Genomic DNA, 18,535 nt, shown 5'->3' on the forward strand with positions numbered 1-18,535 from the left:
TTTCAAAAAAATAATTGCGGTTACAGTTTACCATCTATTGCGGCCCTAGTAAAATGCAAGATTTAAGAATGTTTTTGGGAGGGATTGCTCAATGGAAAATGACCCATTAGTGTTTGATGTTAACATAGCTAAAGAAAAGCCTAATTCTTATCATAAAGTTAAAAATAATTCTGGCTGTCCCTTTTGTGATGTGGCGGGTTTGACCCATATCTTAAAAAAACAGGGTGGGATGATTTGGCTTGATAATAAATACCATACGTTACGTGATACGGTTCAGACTGTTTTGATTGAGTCTAATAAGCATCAAGGAGATATTACCACTTATTCGCTTGATTATAATCGTTCTTTGATGCGTTTTTCATTATCATGCTTTAAGCAGATGAATGATTCACACCAGTTCAGATCGGTTTTATGGTATAAAAATTATGGCGAAAATTCTGGTGGCTCTCTTGCACACCCCCACATGCAAATAGTGGGTCTGGAAAAGATGGATGGTTATAAATATATTCAACCCAATAATTTTGAGGGTATAAGTCTTTTTAATAAAGATGGGGTTGAGGTTAATGTGAGCACGCATCCAATTCAGGGCTACATTGAACTCGATTTTAATCTTCTTGATGAAAACAGTATTGACGAATGGTCCGACTGGATTCAAAGCGGAGCAAAGTATATGCTAAAAGTTTTATCAAAAGGGCGTAATAACTCCTATAACTTGTTTTTCTATCCGCGCTTTGATCGGGGCATTAGTGCTAAATTAATCTTACGTTATACGGCATCACCGTATTTTGTCGGTTATAAGCTCTCACAGGTAGACAACAAGGAGAAACTGGTCACTGAAGCCGAAAATTTTAAGCGCTTTTTTGAGTCTGGGTCAGTTTTAGAGAAAGGATTTAAAATATAGCTTTTACTGAATTAATTATTATTAAAACTAATACTTAGCAGAGATAATATTTGCGACAAATAATTCTAAGCAATATAATAGCAAGGTGTTTTTTTAAGGAGGACTTAGATGCGTAGAAAAGAAACAAAAAACCTGGCTATTACTGCTATATTTGTCGCAATCTTTTTATTGCAAACTCTCATACCCAATATTGGTTACATTCGCATACTACCAACTTTGCCTGCTGTAACGACTATTCCATTGACTGTTGCCATATATTCTTTGCTTATGGGGCCAATTGCTGGGACTTTCTTTGGCATTTTCTGGGGCATTGCCCGCATGGTGCAGGCGTATACTCAGCCTGGCGATATTGTCAGCTTAATGCTCTTTCAAAACTTTGCGATTGCGGTAATTCCTAGTGTTTTAGCTGGTCTTTTCCCGGGACTGATTGGGAAACTAACTGCTAAAAAGAAAAATAGCATTAAAGAATTAAGCTACACATTTGCAGGTGCAGTGACTTCTTTAACTAACACAGCTTTTGTAATCTTGTTAACCAGTTTGGTTTTCATGGGCAACTCTGCCAAACTGCTAGGCCATTTGGGCAGCTTCACTCAGGGGACGCCTTTAATTACAGCGTTAATAATTGCTTTAGGTTTGAACGGCCTGGTTGAGGCAGTATTTACTGCAATTGTGACACCAATTATTGTGACACCGCTCAATAAGGTGTTACGCAGAGTAGGCTAAAAGAACAGTAGTGTTTTTAAGAAAAACTTAATATTCTTAATTGACCGTTAAAAATAAGGAAAAAGTATTCAGATAAGTCTTTCTAAATTGGAAAGGCTTATTTTTTTATTGACATTCTTGCTTTCTTACATTAGTGTATTAGATAAATAGTACACAAGTATTACAACGAGGATTTTGCAAATGACTGAAATTTTACGAGTAGATCAAGTTACTAAAACATACGGCAAGCGGGGCGAAAAGCAGTACCAGGCTTTAAAGGGAGTTAATTTTGCGGTCAATTCAGGCGAATTTGTAGCGATTATGGGTGCTTCTGGTTCTGGTAAAACGACTTTGCTCAATATCTTGTCGACTTTAGACAAGCCAACTTCAGGCAACGTTTTTATTAACCACCAAGACAACAGTACTTTGAACGCTAACCAGTTGGCAGATTTTAGAAGTCAACAAATCGGCTTTATTTTTCAGGACTTTAATTTGCTGGAAAATTTAACTAATCGGGAAAATATTGCCTTGCCTTTAAGTTTAAGAGGGATAGCTCCCAGAAAAATTGATCCCTTAGTTGATAAAATTGCGACTAGGCTGGGAATTAAAGAGATATTGCCTAAATATCCTGCTGAAGTATCTGGTGGGCAAAAGCAGAGAGTGGCGGCAGCCAGGGCGCTGGTGCATGAACCGGCAATTTTGCTTGCGGACGAGCCGACGGGGGCCTTGGATTCAAAGAGCGCGCGTGAATTGCTTTTTACTATGGCTGATTTGAATCAAAACGACGGTATCACCACTCTCATGGTTACGCACGATCCGTTTGCTGCCAGCTTTGCCAGTCGCATTTTATTTATTAAAGACGGCCAAATTGGTGAACAAATGCTGAAAAACGGGCAGTCGAGGCAGGAATTTTATCATCTGTTAATTGATCACTTAGATACTGATGAATAAGGAGAACAAAAATGATTTGGAAGTTGTCCTTAACGGGAATCAAGAGTCGCTTTAAAGATTACGCGGTTTTGTTTTCCGGCTTGGTTGTTGCCAGCATGATTTTTTACATGTTCCTCACAATCACTATTAATCCCACCTTTATTAAAAATGATATTGCAGCACCAAGTAATTATGTCCGTTTCACCTTTGGCTTTGGTATTGTCTTGCTGGTAATCATTACTGCTATTTATTTGGTTTATGCTAATTCTTTTTTATTGAGCATGCGCAAACACGATTATGGCATGTACATGATGCTGGGAGCTAAAAGCACTAAAATCGGGGCACTAATTTTTCTGGAAACTCTGATAACCGGTATTTTGGCCACAATAGTGGGTATTCTGCTGGGTTTTGGTCTAACAGCCATTGTATCGCAGCTGCTGATATCTCGTTTAGGCTTGACGGTAAAACATTTTGCCGTTATTTTACCCAATGCCATTATCTGGACGATTATCTTCTTCATTCTCATCTTCTTATTTGGCGCTTTGAAAAATGTCCGTAAATTAACCAAGACACCGGTGATTGAACTTTTGCGCGACAACCAAAAGCCGGTCGCATTCAAGCGTCAGCCAGTTTTGCACTGGATTCAAGGAATACTGGGGCTGGTGCTCTTAGCTGTAGGCTACTTTATTTTGGGTCTTCCCGGTGGCGCTATTTTATTCATTATTCCAGCAGCACTGGTAACGATAGTTGCCGGCTCATATTTCACTTTTAATGCCTTTTTCAGTGCGCTGATTGGGTTCTTGCTCAACCGCAGAAACTTTTCTTATCATGGCATTCGGATTTTTACCTTAGGCCAATTGAAGTTTCGGCTGCATGATTATACGCGGATTTTAACCGTGGTTTCACTGCTTTTTGCCTTGGCGCTTGGAGCTATCACTGTGGGACTTAATTTCAGTACCCTCAGTGAGCAGCTTAAAGGCAATTTCTACTATGACACCACTATTATCAGTGATTCACCCAAAGTAACGCAGGCTGAAAATAAACTGACCATCACCCGTCAGCAAACTTATCATTATAAGGAACAGGGCAAGTATTTATACTTTAACCGCAGTGAATTTACAAATAATCCAGTTAAAAACGTCAAGTTTTACATGAAAAATGGTCAACCTGCCTACAAGACGATCAACTTGCCTACTAAAAAATTAGATGTGCCAGCAACGTATGCCAACAATGCTTTTGGCGCTATGGTTCCTGATGGTATTGCTAAAATTATTCGTTTGGTTTCACCTAAAAATTGGGCACAGAAAAAAGGGCAGAATAAATTTGTCAGTTTCGTAAATGTAAAAAACTTCGATCAAGATTACTCCACCATTTTAAAATTGCAAAAACAACAGTTAAAAGAAAATTCTGCTTATGAGTATATATATACTTCGAGCAAGGCTGGCAGTTACCAGTTAATTAAGAATTTCAGCAGCGGGTTTGAATTTATGGGTTTCTTTTTAGGGATCGCCTTTCTAACCATGCTGGCTTCGACCTTAATGTTTAAGGTGTTAAGTGGTGCTGCCAATGACAAGGTGCGCTACCAAATGTTATTTGAAATTGGCACAAGGGTAAAGATATTGCGTCAATCTATCAGAAATGAGATTGGAGTTCTGTTTCTTCTGCCCGGTATATTAGGCGTGATCGACGTTCTCTTTGGCTTAAGATTATTTAAACTGCTCTTACCGCACCCCTACCAGAACTTGTGGATTCCCTTTACGATTTTTATCGTGCTTTATCTGATTTATTACTTATTAACGGTGAAATTATATGAAAAAATCGTGCTTGCACATGAATAAAATTGGGGCGGTAATTAATACAAGTTTGTTTTTAGTAAAAGAAAAGGAGCAGTAATGATTTGGAAACTGTCCGTGACGGGTATTAAGAATAGGCTGAAAGACTATCTGGTGTTGTTTTCAGGCTTGATTGTTGCCAGCATGATTTTCTACATGTTTTTGTCAATTGCTACTAACCCTGTGTTTATTAGTAAGGATGTTTATGGTAGAGAAGCATACCTGAATTATATTTTTACCTTTGGTATTATTCTGCTAGTGATCATTACCTCGGTTTATCTTGTTTATGCCAATTCATTTTTGCTGAGCATGCGTAAGCATGACTATGGCATGTATATGATGCTCGGGGCCAAAAGCACGCGCATTGGCTTACTGATTTTTTCTGAAACTCTGTTAACTGGTTTCTTGGCTGTGTTGTTGGGAATAACACTGGGGCTTGGGTTGACCACAATAGTTACCAAGGTACTGGTAGGTAAACTAGGGCTGGAAATTACTCACTATAAGGCAATATTGCCGAGTGCGATAATAGGAACATTGCTTTTCTTTGTTATTATCTTTCTCTTAGGTGCACTGGGCAATATGCGCAAGCTTACTCGTACCTCCGTAATCGACCTGTTACATGAAGATCAAACTCCAATTAATCTAAATCATCATCCGATTTTGCGGGGAATTGAAGCAATTTGCGGTGTACTTTTGCTAGCGGTCGGTTACTATGTAATGACTTTACCTACTAACTATATTTATCTTCTTATTCCCACCGCGTTAGTAACAATTATTGTCGGTTCTTTCTTTGTCTTTAATGGCGTCTTCACGGCTATTATTAATTATTTACTTAATAAAAAATCTTTTTCATATCGTGGCATTAATGAATTTACTCTGGGCCAATTAAAATTTCGCTTGCAAAGTTACACCAAGGTATTAACTATGATTTCAATTCTGTTTGCCTTGGCTTTAGGTGCAATTACCGTGGGACTTAATTTTGGTTCCATGAAGGATGAAGCGCAAAAAGGGATTTATTATGATGCTACAATTATCAGTCAGACGCCGGCAGTTAAAAAAGCAGAAGCCAAGTTAACTATTACTAATAAGCAAACATATCATTACAAAGAAAAGGGGATGCACCTCTACTTTAACCGCGCGGAATTTAACAAGCAGCCGTTGAAAGAAATGGCAGTTTATTTTCATGACAATCAAGACAATTCCCCCACTTATAAAGTAAAAACGCTGGCTACTGCTAAACTGGATAAACCGCAAACAACGGAAAACAGTATTTTTAGCCAAATGGTGCCAAATGGTCTTCCTAAGAAGATACATCTAGTTTCACCAAAAAGGTGGCTGAGTATTGATGGTCAGGAAAAATTTGTCAGTTATATTAATGTGAAAGACTTTGTCCACGATTTTCCGGTGATCAATCAAATTCAAAAGCAGCAATTGAGGGAAAATCGTGACTACAAAGATACTTACCTTAATTCAAAGCCATACTATTATAGTAATGTGCTCGGCTTTACCAGTGCGTTTGAATTTATGGGCTTTTTCTTAGGAATAGCATTTCTGACTATGCTGGCTTCGACGTTAATGTTTAAAGTTTTAAGTGGTGCCGCTAGTGACAAGGTGCGCTACCAGATGCTACATGAAATTGGTGCTAGACCACGATTATTGCGCAGTTCAGTCAGAAAAGAGATTGGTACTTTGTTCACCATGCCTGCTATTTTAGGCATAGTCGATGTTTTGTGTGGTTTACAACTGTTTCGTTCGTTGCTGAAGGCACCTTACCATAATATTTGGATTCCATTCACAATTTTTATTGTTCTCTATTTAGGATACTATTTGTTAACAGTTACTCTATATGAAAAAATTGTGCTGAAAACTGAATAATTTTAAAGTGAGGTATCAAAGCTGGACTAATATATTTTAATAATTATTTTGTTAAGGCTTGACGCCATTCAATCGGCGCCAAGCCTTTTAGTCTGCTCTTGATTCTTTTATTGATGTAATACCTAATGCAATCAAACGAACGGTTGCTATGGCGGATTGAATTTTTGGTTGCTATCGCTTTAGAAAAAAAGATTTTTGCAGAGTGATATCCGCTATGATTATACAACTACATCAAAAACACCCAGAGAACTGCTTTACGATGAGTAAACCAACTGAAAAATATTTTTTCTTTGCGGAGTTGCGACCCAAGCTTTCTTTTAAAAAACAAAAAAGGCTAACCAGTTGGACGGAATTGACACTAACAAAAACCCATTATTCAAAAAATAATGTTTTAAAAATTAATTATTAAAATATGTTCAAGAAAACAGTTAACTCATTTAAAACATGGTAGCGCTAACTATAATTAAGTTAAAAGGTGGTCTACTTGAAGGAGCTAACCAGAAAGTTTGGTGATCTTGATGCAAAGATTAAAGAACATGCGCATTGGACTGGTAGAACTTTGTGCGACCCTCATTATTAGCAGTCTGATGATCATAGCTGGTATTATTTTAGGCTTGGATTTAGCGTCCTTAATTATTAAATTATTTAACGGTTTGATAAAACCGGATATGCCGAATTTTAACGTCATTATTAGTTTTCTGAGGATAAATTCGGGCATGCAAGTCGTTATGTTACTGGCAGCCTTAATAATGTTGGGCGGTATTGTAATAACTTTGAGGTTAACCAGATCCACTTTAAGTAATCTAGCTGAAAAAGAAGATGCACCTGCAATTTTTCAAAAACATTCAGGGCTAAAAATAATTGAAGTAGTTTTAGGGTTGACGGCAGTAGTTGCAGGCTACTTTATGTTAAATCTACCTAGTCAAAGCCTGTTTGACACTGTATTGCCGGCATTTATCACAATTGTGTCAGGTACTTATTTGCTTTGCCACTCGTTATTAAGCTTGGTGCCAGCAAATTGGTTTGCCAAAATTAATTTAACTAAAGGAAAAACGCAGCAGGGACTCCATCATTATGCCAGCGTTTTTACTATCATTTCCTTACTTTTCGCCTTGACTATGGGCGCTCTCGCTTTAAGTCATGACTTTAATGCTTTTCCCCAAGATATTAAAAGGGGCATATATTATGATGGGGTAATTGTCAGCAACACCGCTAATATTAAAAACGATGTTGCTCAACTAAAAATTAAAAAGCAGCAAACTTACCATTACAAAGAAACAAAAGGGCACTTTTATTTTGTTCGTAATGAACTGGCAGAAAATCCAATTAAGTATGTCAAAAATACCGGCAGAAGCAATTTTCAAGTCAAAGCTATCAAGTTAGACCAATTGAATAAAAATTCTCTAGCAGGTGAAAGTTTCCGCGAACTCGTTCCTAATAGCAGTCAAAAAAATAAAACAATTGCACTTTGTTCAACTGCAGAATTAAATAAGGTTAAAGGTAAAACTAAATATCTGACTTTGGTGCAGCTAAACAGTTTCGATAGAGATTGGCCATTTTTACTAAAAATTGAACATAAACGGGCTCAAAGTAATCTTGCCTATAGTCACCTCTATAGCAACTCTAAGGCGGCTACTTATCAGCTGATTTTAGGGATGAGTAAAGAAATGAAGATCTTGGGCTATTCAGTGGCATTTGTGTTTGGCGTAAGTCTGATTACTGTTTTAATGATAGTAGTAAAAGCTGCTAAAAGAGAACAGAAGTTAGCGAATGAGAGGCTGGCTCAAAGAGCATGGCAGAGCAAAACAGGACTTTTATTCTTTATTCCCGCAATATTTGGTGTCTTTGATGTTTTGTTTGGCTTAAAATTTTTTGATCAGGTTTTGCCAACAGCATATTATAAAGTTTGGCTACCAATAGTATTGATGTTACTAGTTTATTTTGTTATTTATCTGATAACAGTGATGCGGCATCACAAAGCTGAGTTTTAAAAATTTAGGCAATGGAAAAGCACGCTAAAGAGCGTGCTTTTTTCAGCGTCTTTAATTAATGAAAGATAATGCCCAAAATCAGCCCAAAGACTTGCATTAACTGAAACCAAAACAAATTTTGCGGAGCCAAGTCAAAAGTTGTGGGCACTCTGTGCTTGATATTATCTTCGTCAACCCAAAAAGCCATATCCTTGGTCTGCTTTTGTCTGAATGCCTGCACGTTTTTGTATAACTTAGGTAAAGTTACAAAAATTAATAGTTGCCAAATGGGTAAAAAGCGAAATATGACACTGATAGCGACTATTGCAAATGGAGCCAAGGTTAAAAAGCTAAATAAGTTTAAGGAATTCTGAACTCCAATGTATGAAGGTAGGGTGTGACGGCCATTAGCCAAGTCCTGCTTCAAATCGCAGGTATTGTCCGCCAGCATCGTTGCTGCGTTAAAGAAAGCTTGTGGTAAAGCTACCCAAAAAATTAATAACAGATTGGCCAAGTTACCTCCAATTATAAAGTGAGGCCAGTCAAAGTTTAAATAGGCTAATTGGGTTACTGGTGAATTGATGTAAACGGCTAAGAACATAATCCCCAGTCCTTCGAATAAACCGGCAAGAATTTCTCCTAATGGTACTCTTGAAAAAGGAATCGGACCATAGGTATAAAATACGGCGACAAAAAGTCCGGGGGCACCGATTAGTAAAATAAAGAGATTAGTTCGGACAGTTAGCCAAATGCCTAAGACCGCCGCAATTAAAAGCAGGCTAAGCATAACCGCCATTGCAGTTGCTGGTGATAAATTACGCTTACCAATTAAATTGTGTTCTTTTTGATAGTCCCGGCTTTTGGCTAAGCGATAATCTTGGACATTGTTAAAGCCAGTAACAAATAAAGCGATTGCTCCTTGAGCAATTAAATATATTAAAGAATTCTGCCAACTAAAAGTATGAAAATAAAAATAAGCAAACAGTATTCCTAATAAATACGGCATTAAACTGTTTAATTTGGTATTAAGCCGCACCAGTTCAAAAAAATCAGTTATTGTGAAATGACTGTACTTCGTTTTAGCTTCCATTGCGTTTCCCTTTCAGAACATCATTTAACAGAGAAAAGTTAATTACTAGTTTTTAAGTTTTGCAAGTCGGTAACCATTACCTGAAAACAATTTGAATTTATTTTTCAAGCCGGAAGTAATATATACTCTTTTCTTTTTGGTGATAAATATTGCTTCTACACCAGGTTTATGCTCTACATAGTCGTAGCCTTTTTTCAAGCCGCGATTAAATACAGCAGTTGAAAGACCATCGCCAGTGGTTGACCGCTTGGCAATAATTGTGACACTTAACAAGTTGTTTTGACAAGGATAACCCGTTTTAGGATTCATTAAGTGGCTATAAACTTTATTACCGACTTTGAGGTATCGTTCATAAATACCTGATGTTACTGCAGTTGCATTCTTTTGCGGTAAAGAGCCGATGGCATCACCACGCGCAGCGCTGGGATCCTGAATACCTACCGTCCAGTTACTGTTATTCGTAGGAGAATTGCCCAGAACATAAACGTTTCCGCCTAAATCAATAATCGCGCTGGTCACACCATTTTTTTGTAAAACTTTCATGACTTCATCAGAAATAAATCCTTTGGCCATGCCACCTAAATCGAGCATCATTTTCTTTTTCTTTAAGAAAACGGTGCGTTTTTGGTCGTTAAAAACCACATTATGGTAATTAACTAATGGTAGCCGTTTTTTGATGGTATTTGCCTTAGGTTTATGGGCATCGGGGAAACCTATTCGCCATAAGCTGGTAATTGGTCCAATTGTTAAGTCGAATGTACCAGCAGAAATTTTGCTGTAATGATAGGCGTCTTTACACATACGGTAAATAGTAGGGGTAACTTTGACCGGTTTAATTCCAGCATATCTGTTAATTTTATCTATTTCACTGCCTTTTTGATTAACGGTAGTTTCAGTGGCTAACTGTTTAATGCGCTTAAAACCCGCTTTTAAGGCTTTTTGCTGATGTTTATTGTAAATTTTAATGGTGCAAACTGTTCCCATTAGAAATTGAGTATCTGAAGTAGGGGTAGTGGTAACAGCGGTTTTGGCCGGCGTTGTGTCTTTACTCTGAGTTGAGCAAGCTGTCAGGTTGAAGCTTGCTAATAGTGATACGAGTATCAGCAAAAACTTGTTTGTTTGCTTCTTCATATAATTTATTTCTCCTAATAAAAAAGAGCGGCTAAATGTCACTCTTTTTGTGATTAACTAATTATCTTTTTATTCCTGGTAAACGATATTGTCAACCTTGATAGTTCCGCTTTTACCTTTTTGAGCGGCATTAATTAGTTGTTCAGCATAAGCAATAAATGAGTAGGAAGACTCTGTTGCTCCGGAAACAGCTTGTACTTTTTCGGTGTTGCCCTTAGCTTTGATGAATTCCTTTTGTAATTTTGGAATGTATTCTTTAGGGCCAATCTTGTTAACCTTCTTCATTTGCTTTTCATAAGAAGCATTTTTGGTCTTGGAAACGCCCTTGTTGTTTACTTGGTCGTAAGTAAAGTCACTGATTTTACCGTTTTTAACTACCATAGTTAAAACTTGGCGATAACCGTGACTATAGTTCTTTTCAGCCAGTTTATACGTACCATCTTTCATCTTCTTATTGTTATTGATGTGAATGGTAGCTGTATCACCTTTTTGTGCAGCCTGAGTCAGCTGGTTGACATAATTCTTTAAAGTGGTGCTGGAACTGGTGGCTCCAGAAACAACTTGAATAGCGCTAGAATTAGCACCATTTGCGGCAAATGATTTTTGTAGTTGTGGAATGTATTCCTTAGGACCAATCTTTGCTTGAGAATACTTCTTCATTTGTGATTCGTATTTAGCATCCTTAGCCTTGGACTTGCCGCTCTTGTCTACATTATCGTAACTGGTATCAGTAACTTTACCATTTTTAACGGTCATAGATACTTTAACACGGTAACCGTTGAAATAGTTGTCTTCTACCAATTTGTAAACACCGTCTTGCAGTTTACCACCGGCAATCTGCTTAGGAGTTTTCTTTTTCTCAACTTTGCTTACCTTTGGCTTAGAATCGCTTGAAGAACTTTTCTTAGCTGTTGTTGAACAAGCACTTAATAAAAGTGTAGAGAGTGCCAGAATGGCAGTACTATATATTAAATTATTCTTTTTCATAATATCTCCCTCAGTAATAATAAAAGATTATAACATTGTGTACGTGTTCACTTACTATAATTATAAGATAGAGCTCTACTTTGTGCAACTACAAAATATGAAAGCGGAAACTTATAATGATAGCAATTAAATCGTATAAGTAAAATATTACGAACATAGTTTGTGAAAGTGACCACTTTACCATAGTCCAAAACACTAGTATAATATAATATAACTAGTATATTCGCATTAAGGAGTGTTAAAAGTGGCTGAAACAAATATTGTAGTTATTGGCGGCGGCTATGGTGGTCTGTATACGACTAAGCACCTTGCCAAGAAATTAAAAAAGCGGCATGATATCAAAATCACGCTGATTGATAAAAATCCTTATATGACTATGATGACTTCACTTCATGAAGTTGCGGCTAACAGGGTAGAAGCCAAAAGTTTGAAATATGATCTGCAACGTTTATTTTCGCGGAGAAAAAATGTTGATGTTGTAACTGACAATGTTACCAAAATTGATCAATCTGCCAAAAAAGTTATTGGCGATAACGGCAGTTATCCCTACGATTATGTCATATTAGCTATTGGTTCGCAGCCTAATGACTTTAATACTCCTGGTGTTAAAGAAAACGGCTTTGTTTTAGGCAATCTGGACGATGCAGAGCAATTACGTGACCACATTGATCTGATGGTTCATTTAGGTTCTAAAGAACGCGATCCTGAAAAGCGGGCACAGTATCTTAACTTTGTCGTTGTTGGTACCGGGTTTACTGGCACTGAAATGGCCGGAGAATTGAATTCTTGGCGTGGTGATTTAGCTAAAAAATATAACCTGCAAAAAGATGATATCAAGATAACCATGATGGAAATGGCACCAACGGTTATGAATATGCTTGATCGTTCTGATGCTGATAAGGCAGAAAAATATCTCTTAAAACAAGGTGTGGAAATTAAAGTCAATACTGGCGTTGTTGGAGTTCATGAAAATTATATTGATCTTAAAGATGGTTCAACATATCCGACCAGAACTTTAATTTGGACTGCTGGTGTTAAAGCTGTTGATACTGCTAAAAACTTTGGTTTTGAGACTGGCAGAGCCGGCAGAATTATAGTTAATGAATATTCCCAAATTCCAACCGATCCCCATGTTTACGTCATAGGAGATGTTGCTCTTTATGATGCTAACGGTAGCGGCCGTGGTGAACCACAAGTGGTTCAGGGAGCTGAATCTGCTGGTAAGTGTGCTCTAAGAAATATTTTGAGTCAGATTAACGGCGGTGAACCCGTTAAGTTTAAAGGCACCTATTCAGGATTTATGGTTTCTTTAGGGCCTGCTTGGGGTGTGGCCTCTCTTGTTAATACTTTTCATCTGAGCGGCTTTTTCGCAATCTTAATGAAAGACATAGTGGACATGATTTACTTTATGGAAATCTATTCTGGTCACTATCTCTTCCATTATATTATGGATGAATGGTTCAGAATTAAGCGCCCAACTTTATGGCGCGGTAATCTTAACCGGTATGGCAATGTCTTATGGACTGTACCTTTGAGAATTTACTTAGGCTTAATGTGGTTAGTAGACTGCTGGTATAAAGTTCAAGGCAGTGGTTCTTGGTTTACCAACAAATTGCAACTGCATTTTCCATGGCTTGTGCAAGCTGCAACCAGTGGCGCTTCACAAAAAGCTGCCGCTACTACAGCAGCAAGTGGCAAGGCAGCGACTTCTGCTGCTCCTGCACTATTTTCCCTAAACTATGACTATGGTCACTCACCAATGGCTGTTTTTGATAAAATGCCAAACTGGGTACAATCAATGACTAAAGTCATGATTCCTAACAAGGATGCGGCATTAGTTGCTCAAAAGACAATGACGTGTTTGGAAATTGCATTAGGAATTATGCTGGTTTTAGGATTATGCACCTGGTTTGCCGGTGGCATGAGCGCAATTTTTGTAGCTATTTTCTGTTTATCAGGAATGAACTATTGGGTAAATGTTTGGATGATATTTGCGGCAATAGCAGTTATGAACGGCTCTGGTAGAGCATTTGGTCTGGACATGTGGTTTGTTCCGTGGCTAGAAAAGAAGCTTACTAAGCTGAGATATGGTGTCTTGAAGCCAATTTATCATGTCGATAAAAACGGAGTAAAGAACTAACAATGGTAACTCTAAAAAGTCCTATGGTTTTATCTGTAAGACTTTTTTAGTTTTAATTGTTAGTGAGGTAATACATGAAAATTTTAAAGAAGCTTAAACTTGGTGATTTTTTAATAATAGTAGTTTTATTAATCATTAGTTTTACTCCTTTTTATATGTTGCACAATCAGGAAAAAGCTGACGATCAAATTATAGGAATCGTCAAAGTTAATAATCGTGAAGTGAAAAGACTTTCTTTGGCTAAAGATCAGAAATGGCATTATCAAAAAAATGGTAGAATTAATATTGTACAAATAAAAAAGCACAAGATTCGGGTAATTGATGCCAATTGTAAGGATCAAGTATGTGTTAAAGAAGGCTGGAAAAGCGAAAGCGGGGATACAATAGTCTGTCTGCCACATAAATTTTTAATTGAGCTAAAAAATAAAAATCAAATTGACGATAATAAATAGATTTAAATATTATGACTGAAACAAATAATTATTTACGCACATATGTGTTTACAGGAATTCTATGCTCACAAGGAATTATTCTTAGTGTTGTTGAGCAAATGTTTCCTTCGCCCTTTTTCTTTGCACCTGGTGCCAGGCTTGGTTTAACTAATATTATAACGATGATCGCATTAATGATTTTACCTTTTAATAATTGTATTTTACTGACATTTTTGCGCCTGGTACTAACTGCTCTGATGACAGGAGGTACTGGTACCTTTTTATTTGCTGCAGCAGGGTCATTTTTAAGTCTGTTTTTAATGAAATTATTTTTACCGCTGGTTCCCAGATTTATCAGCATAATGGGGGTATCAATTCTTGGCGGCGTATGTCATAATTTTGGTCAATTATTAATTGCAGTGCTGCTAGCACATAGTAAATATATTTTATTGTATTTGCCTTTATTGACAGTATTCGGAATTCTTTCTGGAACAATAGTTGGTCTTGTCAGCAGCTACTTATTGCATTATGTTGATGCATTGAGTTTTATCAAAGGAATAATTAATAAAGGTAATTAACATGTCAAGGCTAGAAAAAGAGTTACAGCAAGTCCAAAATACAATTCAAAAAAATATCCGGAGGCCAAAAGGTAAACTGGGAGAAGCAGTTAGATATGCATTTTCTAAGCCTGGCAAGCAATTACGTCCTAGTTTTGTTTTATTATTTGGAGAAATGGGTGAAAGCAACAGGGAACAGAAATTAATTAATATTGCCGGTTCGATTGAAATACTGCACAATGCCACTCTAATTCATGATGATATCATTGATAATTCAAATGTTAGAAGGGGCAGGGCATCGGTTCAGGCTAAATATGGTAAAACTATAGCATTATATGCCGGAGACTTCTTATTTGCTTTGTCATTACAACTGCTAAGTGAAAACACTTCAAAGATAACGAACTTGCGTGCAAACGGCAGCACTATGCAAAAAATACTTGCAGGTGAAACCACTCAGTTTGGTAATGAATATGATATTACAATTACGGAAGAAGAATATCTTGAACAAATTCGGGGCAAAACGGCTAGTTTGTTTGGTTATGCCTGCTATATTGGAGCACTCGAAGGGGGACTTAGTAAAAGACTGGCCAGAAGTGCTCAGCAAGTAGGTGTGCTATTTGGTCAGGCATTTCAACTGCGGGATGATATATTAGATTACACCGCTTCTACTGCTGAATTAAAAAAGCCGGTATTATCAGATGTAGTTAACGGTGTTTATACTGGGCCGCTAATTTTTGCACTGAAAAAAGATTCTTCTGGTAAATTGAAAGATTTAGTGAAGAAGGGTAAGAAACTGAATTCTGCTCAATTGGAGCAAATTGACCTTCTGGTGAGTGAATTAGGTGGAATTAGGCATGCACAAGATTTAGCAAATGACTTTACAAATAGCGCATTGGCGCTACTTGAGAAAAACTTTGCCGAGTATCCTGGATATGAAAAGGTCGCTGATATTGTCCGTAAAATGCTTACCAGAAATTGTTAATTATAAAAAAAGAGGTTGACTTAATGTTTGCTATGACCTCCAAATTAGGAGTCAAAACAGTTCAACCTCTTTTATTTTGATGAAAATATTTAAAAGTTAGCTAAATTAATTGTTAATTTTAGATCTATGCCTTTTTAGGTTTACGAGTGAAACCAAATATGACTTGTAAAATCACCAGAGCGCAGTAAGCCAGCAGCATGTAAACCAAAAGGCTAATGTCTGCTCTAGTGGAAGCAAACCAGTACCACTGATTCCCTTCAGTACTATAGATTAAATCAGCCAGACCTATTAAAGCTAGAATCAAAACATTAATAATTGCAAAAATCCATAAGTTGCCATTTTCATGTTTAGCAACATATATAATCGACCAGGCTGCTGACCATATTCCCCAAAGACCGGTAGCAGCAATTATAATCCAGTAAAAAACCGTAGCAAACATATTTATGCCTCCTCAATAATTCTATTTTACCATAAAGCTCACAAAATCACATGTTTATTTGGCACTATTTATGATGGTGATTAATCAACAATTTTTTCTAAGAATAAATTTAATAGAAAAGTCTTAAAGCTTTGCTAAAAATAATTGTAAATTTATCTTGACATGCTAATGTTCTTTTTTTATAATTCTAAGTATTAAATTAAATTTTGGGAGGTGATTTTAATGAAAGCTAAATATTTAAATATGCGAAGTAATGCTGAAAATATTATTGCCCAAAATTTAATTGCCTTGTTGTTGTCGCGTAGGACTTAGCTTGAATAGATTACTTCTAGTGATTTTACATGTTGAGCCCTTGTTTGCGTCTAATGAATGGGGCTTGACTAATAACTAATTTAAGCCTCATTCATTAAGTGAATGAGGTTTTTGGTTACCAAGCTATTTATAAGGAGAAAATGATGAATAAATTTTCAAAGAGAATGTTGCGTGTCCTGACGTTGGGAATGGCTGGCTTAGCGTTAGCAGGCTGTTCAGTAGCAAAAAGCGGGGGAGGCAAGGGTACACACCAAGATAAAGATACAGTCAAGGTCGGGATTAATATTGAGTTGTCTGGTACTGCTGCCGGCTACGGCAGTGCCGAAAAACAAGGTATAGTTCTAGCTGCCTCCGAAATTAATAAGGCTGGTGGAATTAACGTCAACGGGCATAAAAAGAAGCTTAAGTTGCTTATCCGTGATAACAAGTCCTCAATTGCTACTTCGGCTTCAGTCGCTGCACAATTGGTAACCAAGGATAAAGTGGCTGCAGTTGTAGGGCCAGCTACTACTAACTGCGGTACGGCAGAAATTCCTAATGTTACCAAGGCTTCTGTTCCCTGCGTTAGTCCATCCGCAACTGATCCAAACTACACTAAACAGAAGGACGGCAAAGTGCAACCTTATGCCTTCAGAGCCTGCTTCCAAGATACATTCCAAGGAAAGAGCGCAGCTAAGTTCGTCGACAATAAGCTGAAAGCCAAACGGGTAGCTGTCTATGCTGATAACTCAAGTGATTATGGTACAGGTTTAGCTAAAGCCTTCAAGGAAACTTATAAAGGCAAGATTGTGGACAGTCAAACATATTCTGCCGGTGATAAAGACTTCAACGCTGTTTTAACTTCATTTAAATCTAAGAAGATCGATGCTATTTATGTACCCGGCTATTACACAGAGCTGGGTTTGATCATAAAGCAAGCACGTCAGATGGGTCTTAAAGCTCCAATCGTTGGCGGTGACGGCATGTGTGATCCTAAATTAGTTCAAATAGCAGGTGCTAAAAATGCAACTAATATTTATTACACAACGCCATTTTCAACTAATGTAGCTGCTAAAAACCCAGATTCAAAAGCTGCTAAGTTTATCAAAGCATATAGAGCTCGTTACCATTCAGAAGCGCCAACGTTTTCAGCTTTAGCTTATGATGCAGTTTATTTAGTAAAAGCGGCGATTGAGCAACAAAAATCTGATGATTCCGTTAAAGTTGCTGCAGGTCTGGCTAAGATAAAAGACTTTGATGGTGTTACCGGTAGAATTACCATGGATAAGTTCCATAATCCTGAAATGCCAATCGCTATTGAAAAATTGACTAATGGTAAAGTAAGCGACTCATTTCGTGTTGAGTAAATAAAAATAAAAGGAGTGCTTAAATTTGCAAACAGTTTTACAGCAAATCATTAATGCCTTGTCACTGGGATCAATTTATGCCTTGCTGGCATTAGGCTACAGCATGGTTTATGGCATTATTAACTTAATTAACTTTGCTCATGGCGATATTTATATGTTAGGTGCATTCTTTGCCTACTATGTGATTAATGCTTGGCATTTTAACTTTATTACAGCACTGCTTTCTGCAATGATTATTGGTGCAGTTTCCGGTGTAGTGATTGAATATTTTGCTTATCGACCACTACGTAAATCACCTCGAATAGCAGTATTGATTACGGCTATTGGCGTTTCGTTCTTACTGGAAAATGGTATGTCATATTTTGTAGGTTCAAATGCTCGCAGTTTTCCGCAAGTAATTGAACAGGTTAATTACAATATTGGTGGGGTACAGATTTCAAACGTTCAAATTTTGATTTTGGCTACTGCTTTGATTTTAATGGTTTCATTACAATTGATTATTCAAAAAACTAAGATGGGGCGGGCGATGCGGGCAGTTTCTGTCGATCCTGCTGCAGCTGAATTAGTTGGTGTTAATGTTAATCATACAATATCATTTACCTTCGCTTTAGGTTCTGCCTTAGCTGGTGCTGCAGGTATTTTAATTGGAATGTATTATAACCAAATTGATCCTTTAATGGGAATGACGCCTGGTATTAAGGCGTTTGTGGCTGCCGTTTTAGGTGGAATTGGTTCAGTACCTGGAGCATCTCTTGGTGGCTTCTTAATCGGAATTTTAGAGACATTTTTCCAGTCAATTGGCTTGTCGGCATATAAAGATGCAGTCGTTTATCTGGTATTAATAGTTATTTTGCTTTTCTTACCTGCTGGCATTTTTGGCAAAAATACTAAAGAGAAGGTGTAGGTGGCA

The 18,535-nt window shown here is 37.3% G+C and carries 17 protein-coding genes; 12 read left to right on the forward strand and 5 right to left on the reverse strand.

All coding sequences use genetic code 11. The features are described 5' to 3' along the window. Positions 1 to 91: 91 nt before the first annotated feature. The 5 genes from Q0R51_RS00525 (at position 92) to Q0R51_RS00545 (ending at position 6,240) form a co-directional block, all read left to right on the forward strand. Positions 92 to 901: a DUF4931 domain-containing protein gene (locus Q0R51_RS00525; protein WP_294755921.1), complete on the forward strand. Its 810-nt coding sequence runs from the start codon at positions 92 to 94 to the stop codon at positions 899 to 901. Between the two features lie 108 nt (positions 902 to 1,009). Next, positions 1,010 to 1,624 carry an ECF transporter S component gene (locus Q0R51_RS00530; protein ID WP_294755922.1) on the forward strand — a complete coding sequence of 205 codons (615 nt, stop codon included), beginning with the start codon at positions 1,010 to 1,012 and terminating at the stop codon, positions 1,622 to 1,624. Positions 1,625 to 1,804: 180 nt separating this feature from the next. Next, on the forward strand, positions 1,805 to 2,554 hold the full coding sequence (locus Q0R51_RS00535; protein WP_294755923.1) for an ABC transporter ATP-binding protein: 750 nt from the start codon (positions 1,805 to 1,807) through the stop codon (positions 2,552 to 2,554). Between the two features lie 11 nt (positions 2,555 to 2,565). Further along, positions 2,566 to 4,371 (forward strand): FtsX-like permease family protein, encoded by a 1,806-nt coding sequence (locus Q0R51_RS00540; protein WP_294755924.1) that lies wholly within the window; start codon positions 2,566 to 2,568, stop codon positions 4,369 to 4,371. A gap of 54 nt (positions 4,372 to 4,425) precedes the next feature. After that, the gene (locus Q0R51_RS00545; protein ID WP_294755925.1) at positions 4,426 to 6,240 is read left to right on the forward strand and encodes an FtsX-like permease family protein; all 1,815 of its coding nucleotides are present in this window, start codon (positions 4,426 to 4,428) and stop codon (positions 6,238 to 6,240) included. Between the two features lie 43 nt (positions 6,241 to 6,283). On the opposite strand, the gene Q0R51_RS09030 is transcribed toward Q0R51_RS00545, so the two are convergent. Further along, positions 6,284 to 6,466: an IS3 family transposase gene (locus Q0R51_RS09030; RefSeq protein WP_367178596.1), complete on the reverse strand. Its 183-nt coding sequence runs from the start codon at positions 6,464 to 6,466 to the stop codon at positions 6,284 to 6,286. A gap of 292 nt (positions 6,467 to 6,758) precedes the next feature. Here Q0R51_RS09030 and Q0R51_RS00550 point away from each other — a divergent pair, with 292 nt between their 5' ends. Further along, positions 6,759 to 8,231, forward strand: coding sequence for a hypothetical protein (locus tag Q0R51_RS00550; RefSeq protein WP_294755926.1), 1,473 nt, complete (start codon positions 6,759 to 6,761; stop codon positions 8,229 to 8,231). 55 nt (positions 8,232 to 8,286) lie between these two features. Here Q0R51_RS00550 and Q0R51_RS00555 read toward each other — a convergent pair whose 3' ends face one another. The 3 genes from Q0R51_RS00555 to pplA form a co-directional block, all read right to left on the reverse strand. Further along, a complete protein-coding gene (locus tag Q0R51_RS00555; protein WP_294755927.1) occupies positions 8,287 to 9,300 on the reverse strand; it encodes a UbiA family prenyltransferase in 1,014 nt (337 codons plus the stop codon). 45 nt (positions 9,301 to 9,345) lie between these two features. Then, positions 9,346 to 10,431, reverse strand: a complete 1,086-nt coding sequence (locus tag Q0R51_RS00560) for an FAD:protein FMN transferase (protein WP_294755928.1) — start codon at positions 10,429 to 10,431, stop codon at positions 9,346 to 9,348. A gap of 69 nt (positions 10,432 to 10,500) precedes the next feature. Next, positions 10,501 to 11,418, reverse strand: coding sequence for an extracellular electron transfer flavoprotein PplA (pplA, locus tag Q0R51_RS00565; RefSeq protein WP_294755929.1), 918 nt, complete (start codon positions 11,416 to 11,418; stop codon positions 10,501 to 10,503). A 244-nt stretch (positions 11,419 to 11,662) separates the two neighbouring features. On the opposite strand from pplA, the gene Q0R51_RS00570 reads away from it, so the two are divergent. The 4 genes from Q0R51_RS00570 to Q0R51_RS00585 all read left to right on the forward strand — a co-directional run bounded on the left by Q0R51_RS00570 (position 11,663) and on the right by Q0R51_RS00585 (position 15,528). Continuing rightward, the gene (locus Q0R51_RS00570) at positions 11,663 to 13,558 is read left to right on the forward strand and encodes an FAD-dependent oxidoreductase (RefSeq protein ID WP_294755931.1); all 1,896 of its coding nucleotides are present in this window, start codon (positions 11,663 to 11,665) and stop codon (positions 13,556 to 13,558) included. A 74-nt stretch (positions 13,559 to 13,632) separates the two neighbouring features. After that, the gene (locus tag Q0R51_RS00575; RefSeq protein ID WP_294755933.1) at positions 13,633 to 14,010 is read left to right on the forward strand and encodes a NusG domain II-containing protein; all 378 of its coding nucleotides are present in this window, start codon (positions 13,633 to 13,635) and stop codon (positions 14,008 to 14,010) included. 11 nt (positions 14,011 to 14,021) lie between these two features. Beyond that, positions 14,022 to 14,567 (forward strand): Gx transporter family protein, encoded by a 546-nt coding sequence (locus tag Q0R51_RS00580; RefSeq protein WP_174794822.1) that lies wholly within the window; start codon positions 14,022 to 14,024, stop codon positions 14,565 to 14,567. 1 nt (position 14,568) lies between these two features. After that, the gene (locus Q0R51_RS00585) at positions 14,569 to 15,528 is read left to right on the forward strand and encodes a polyprenyl synthetase family protein (RefSeq protein ID WP_294755935.1); all 960 of its coding nucleotides are present in this window, start codon (positions 14,569 to 14,571) and stop codon (positions 15,526 to 15,528) included. A gap of 124 nt (positions 15,529 to 15,652) precedes the next feature. On the opposite strand, the gene Q0R51_RS00590 is transcribed toward Q0R51_RS00585, so the two are convergent. Beyond that, complete coding sequence (locus Q0R51_RS00590) at positions 15,653 to 15,967, reverse strand: hypothetical protein (RefSeq protein ID WP_294755936.1); 315 nt, start codon at positions 15,965 to 15,967, stop codon at positions 15,653 to 15,655. Between the two features lie 455 nt (positions 15,968 to 16,422). On the opposite strand from Q0R51_RS00590, the gene Q0R51_RS00595 reads away from it, so the two are divergent. Then, positions 16,423 to 17,625 carry an ABC transporter substrate-binding protein gene (locus Q0R51_RS00595; RefSeq protein WP_122037203.1) on the forward strand — a complete coding sequence of 401 codons (1,203 nt, stop codon included), beginning with the start codon at positions 16,423 to 16,425 and terminating at the stop codon, positions 17,623 to 17,625. A 25-nt stretch (positions 17,626 to 17,650) separates the two neighbouring features. Further along, positions 17,651 to 18,529 carry a branched-chain amino acid ABC transporter permease gene (locus Q0R51_RS00600; RefSeq protein WP_110445506.1) on the forward strand — a complete coding sequence of 293 codons (879 nt, stop codon included), beginning with the start codon at positions 17,651 to 17,653 and terminating at the stop codon, positions 18,527 to 18,529. Positions 18,530 to 18,535: the final 6 nt, after the last annotated feature.

This window comes from uncultured Lactobacillus sp. (assembly GCF_946477725.1).
Taxonomy (GTDB): domain Bacteria; phylum Bacillota; class Bacilli; order Lactobacillales; family Lactobacillaceae; genus Lactobacillus.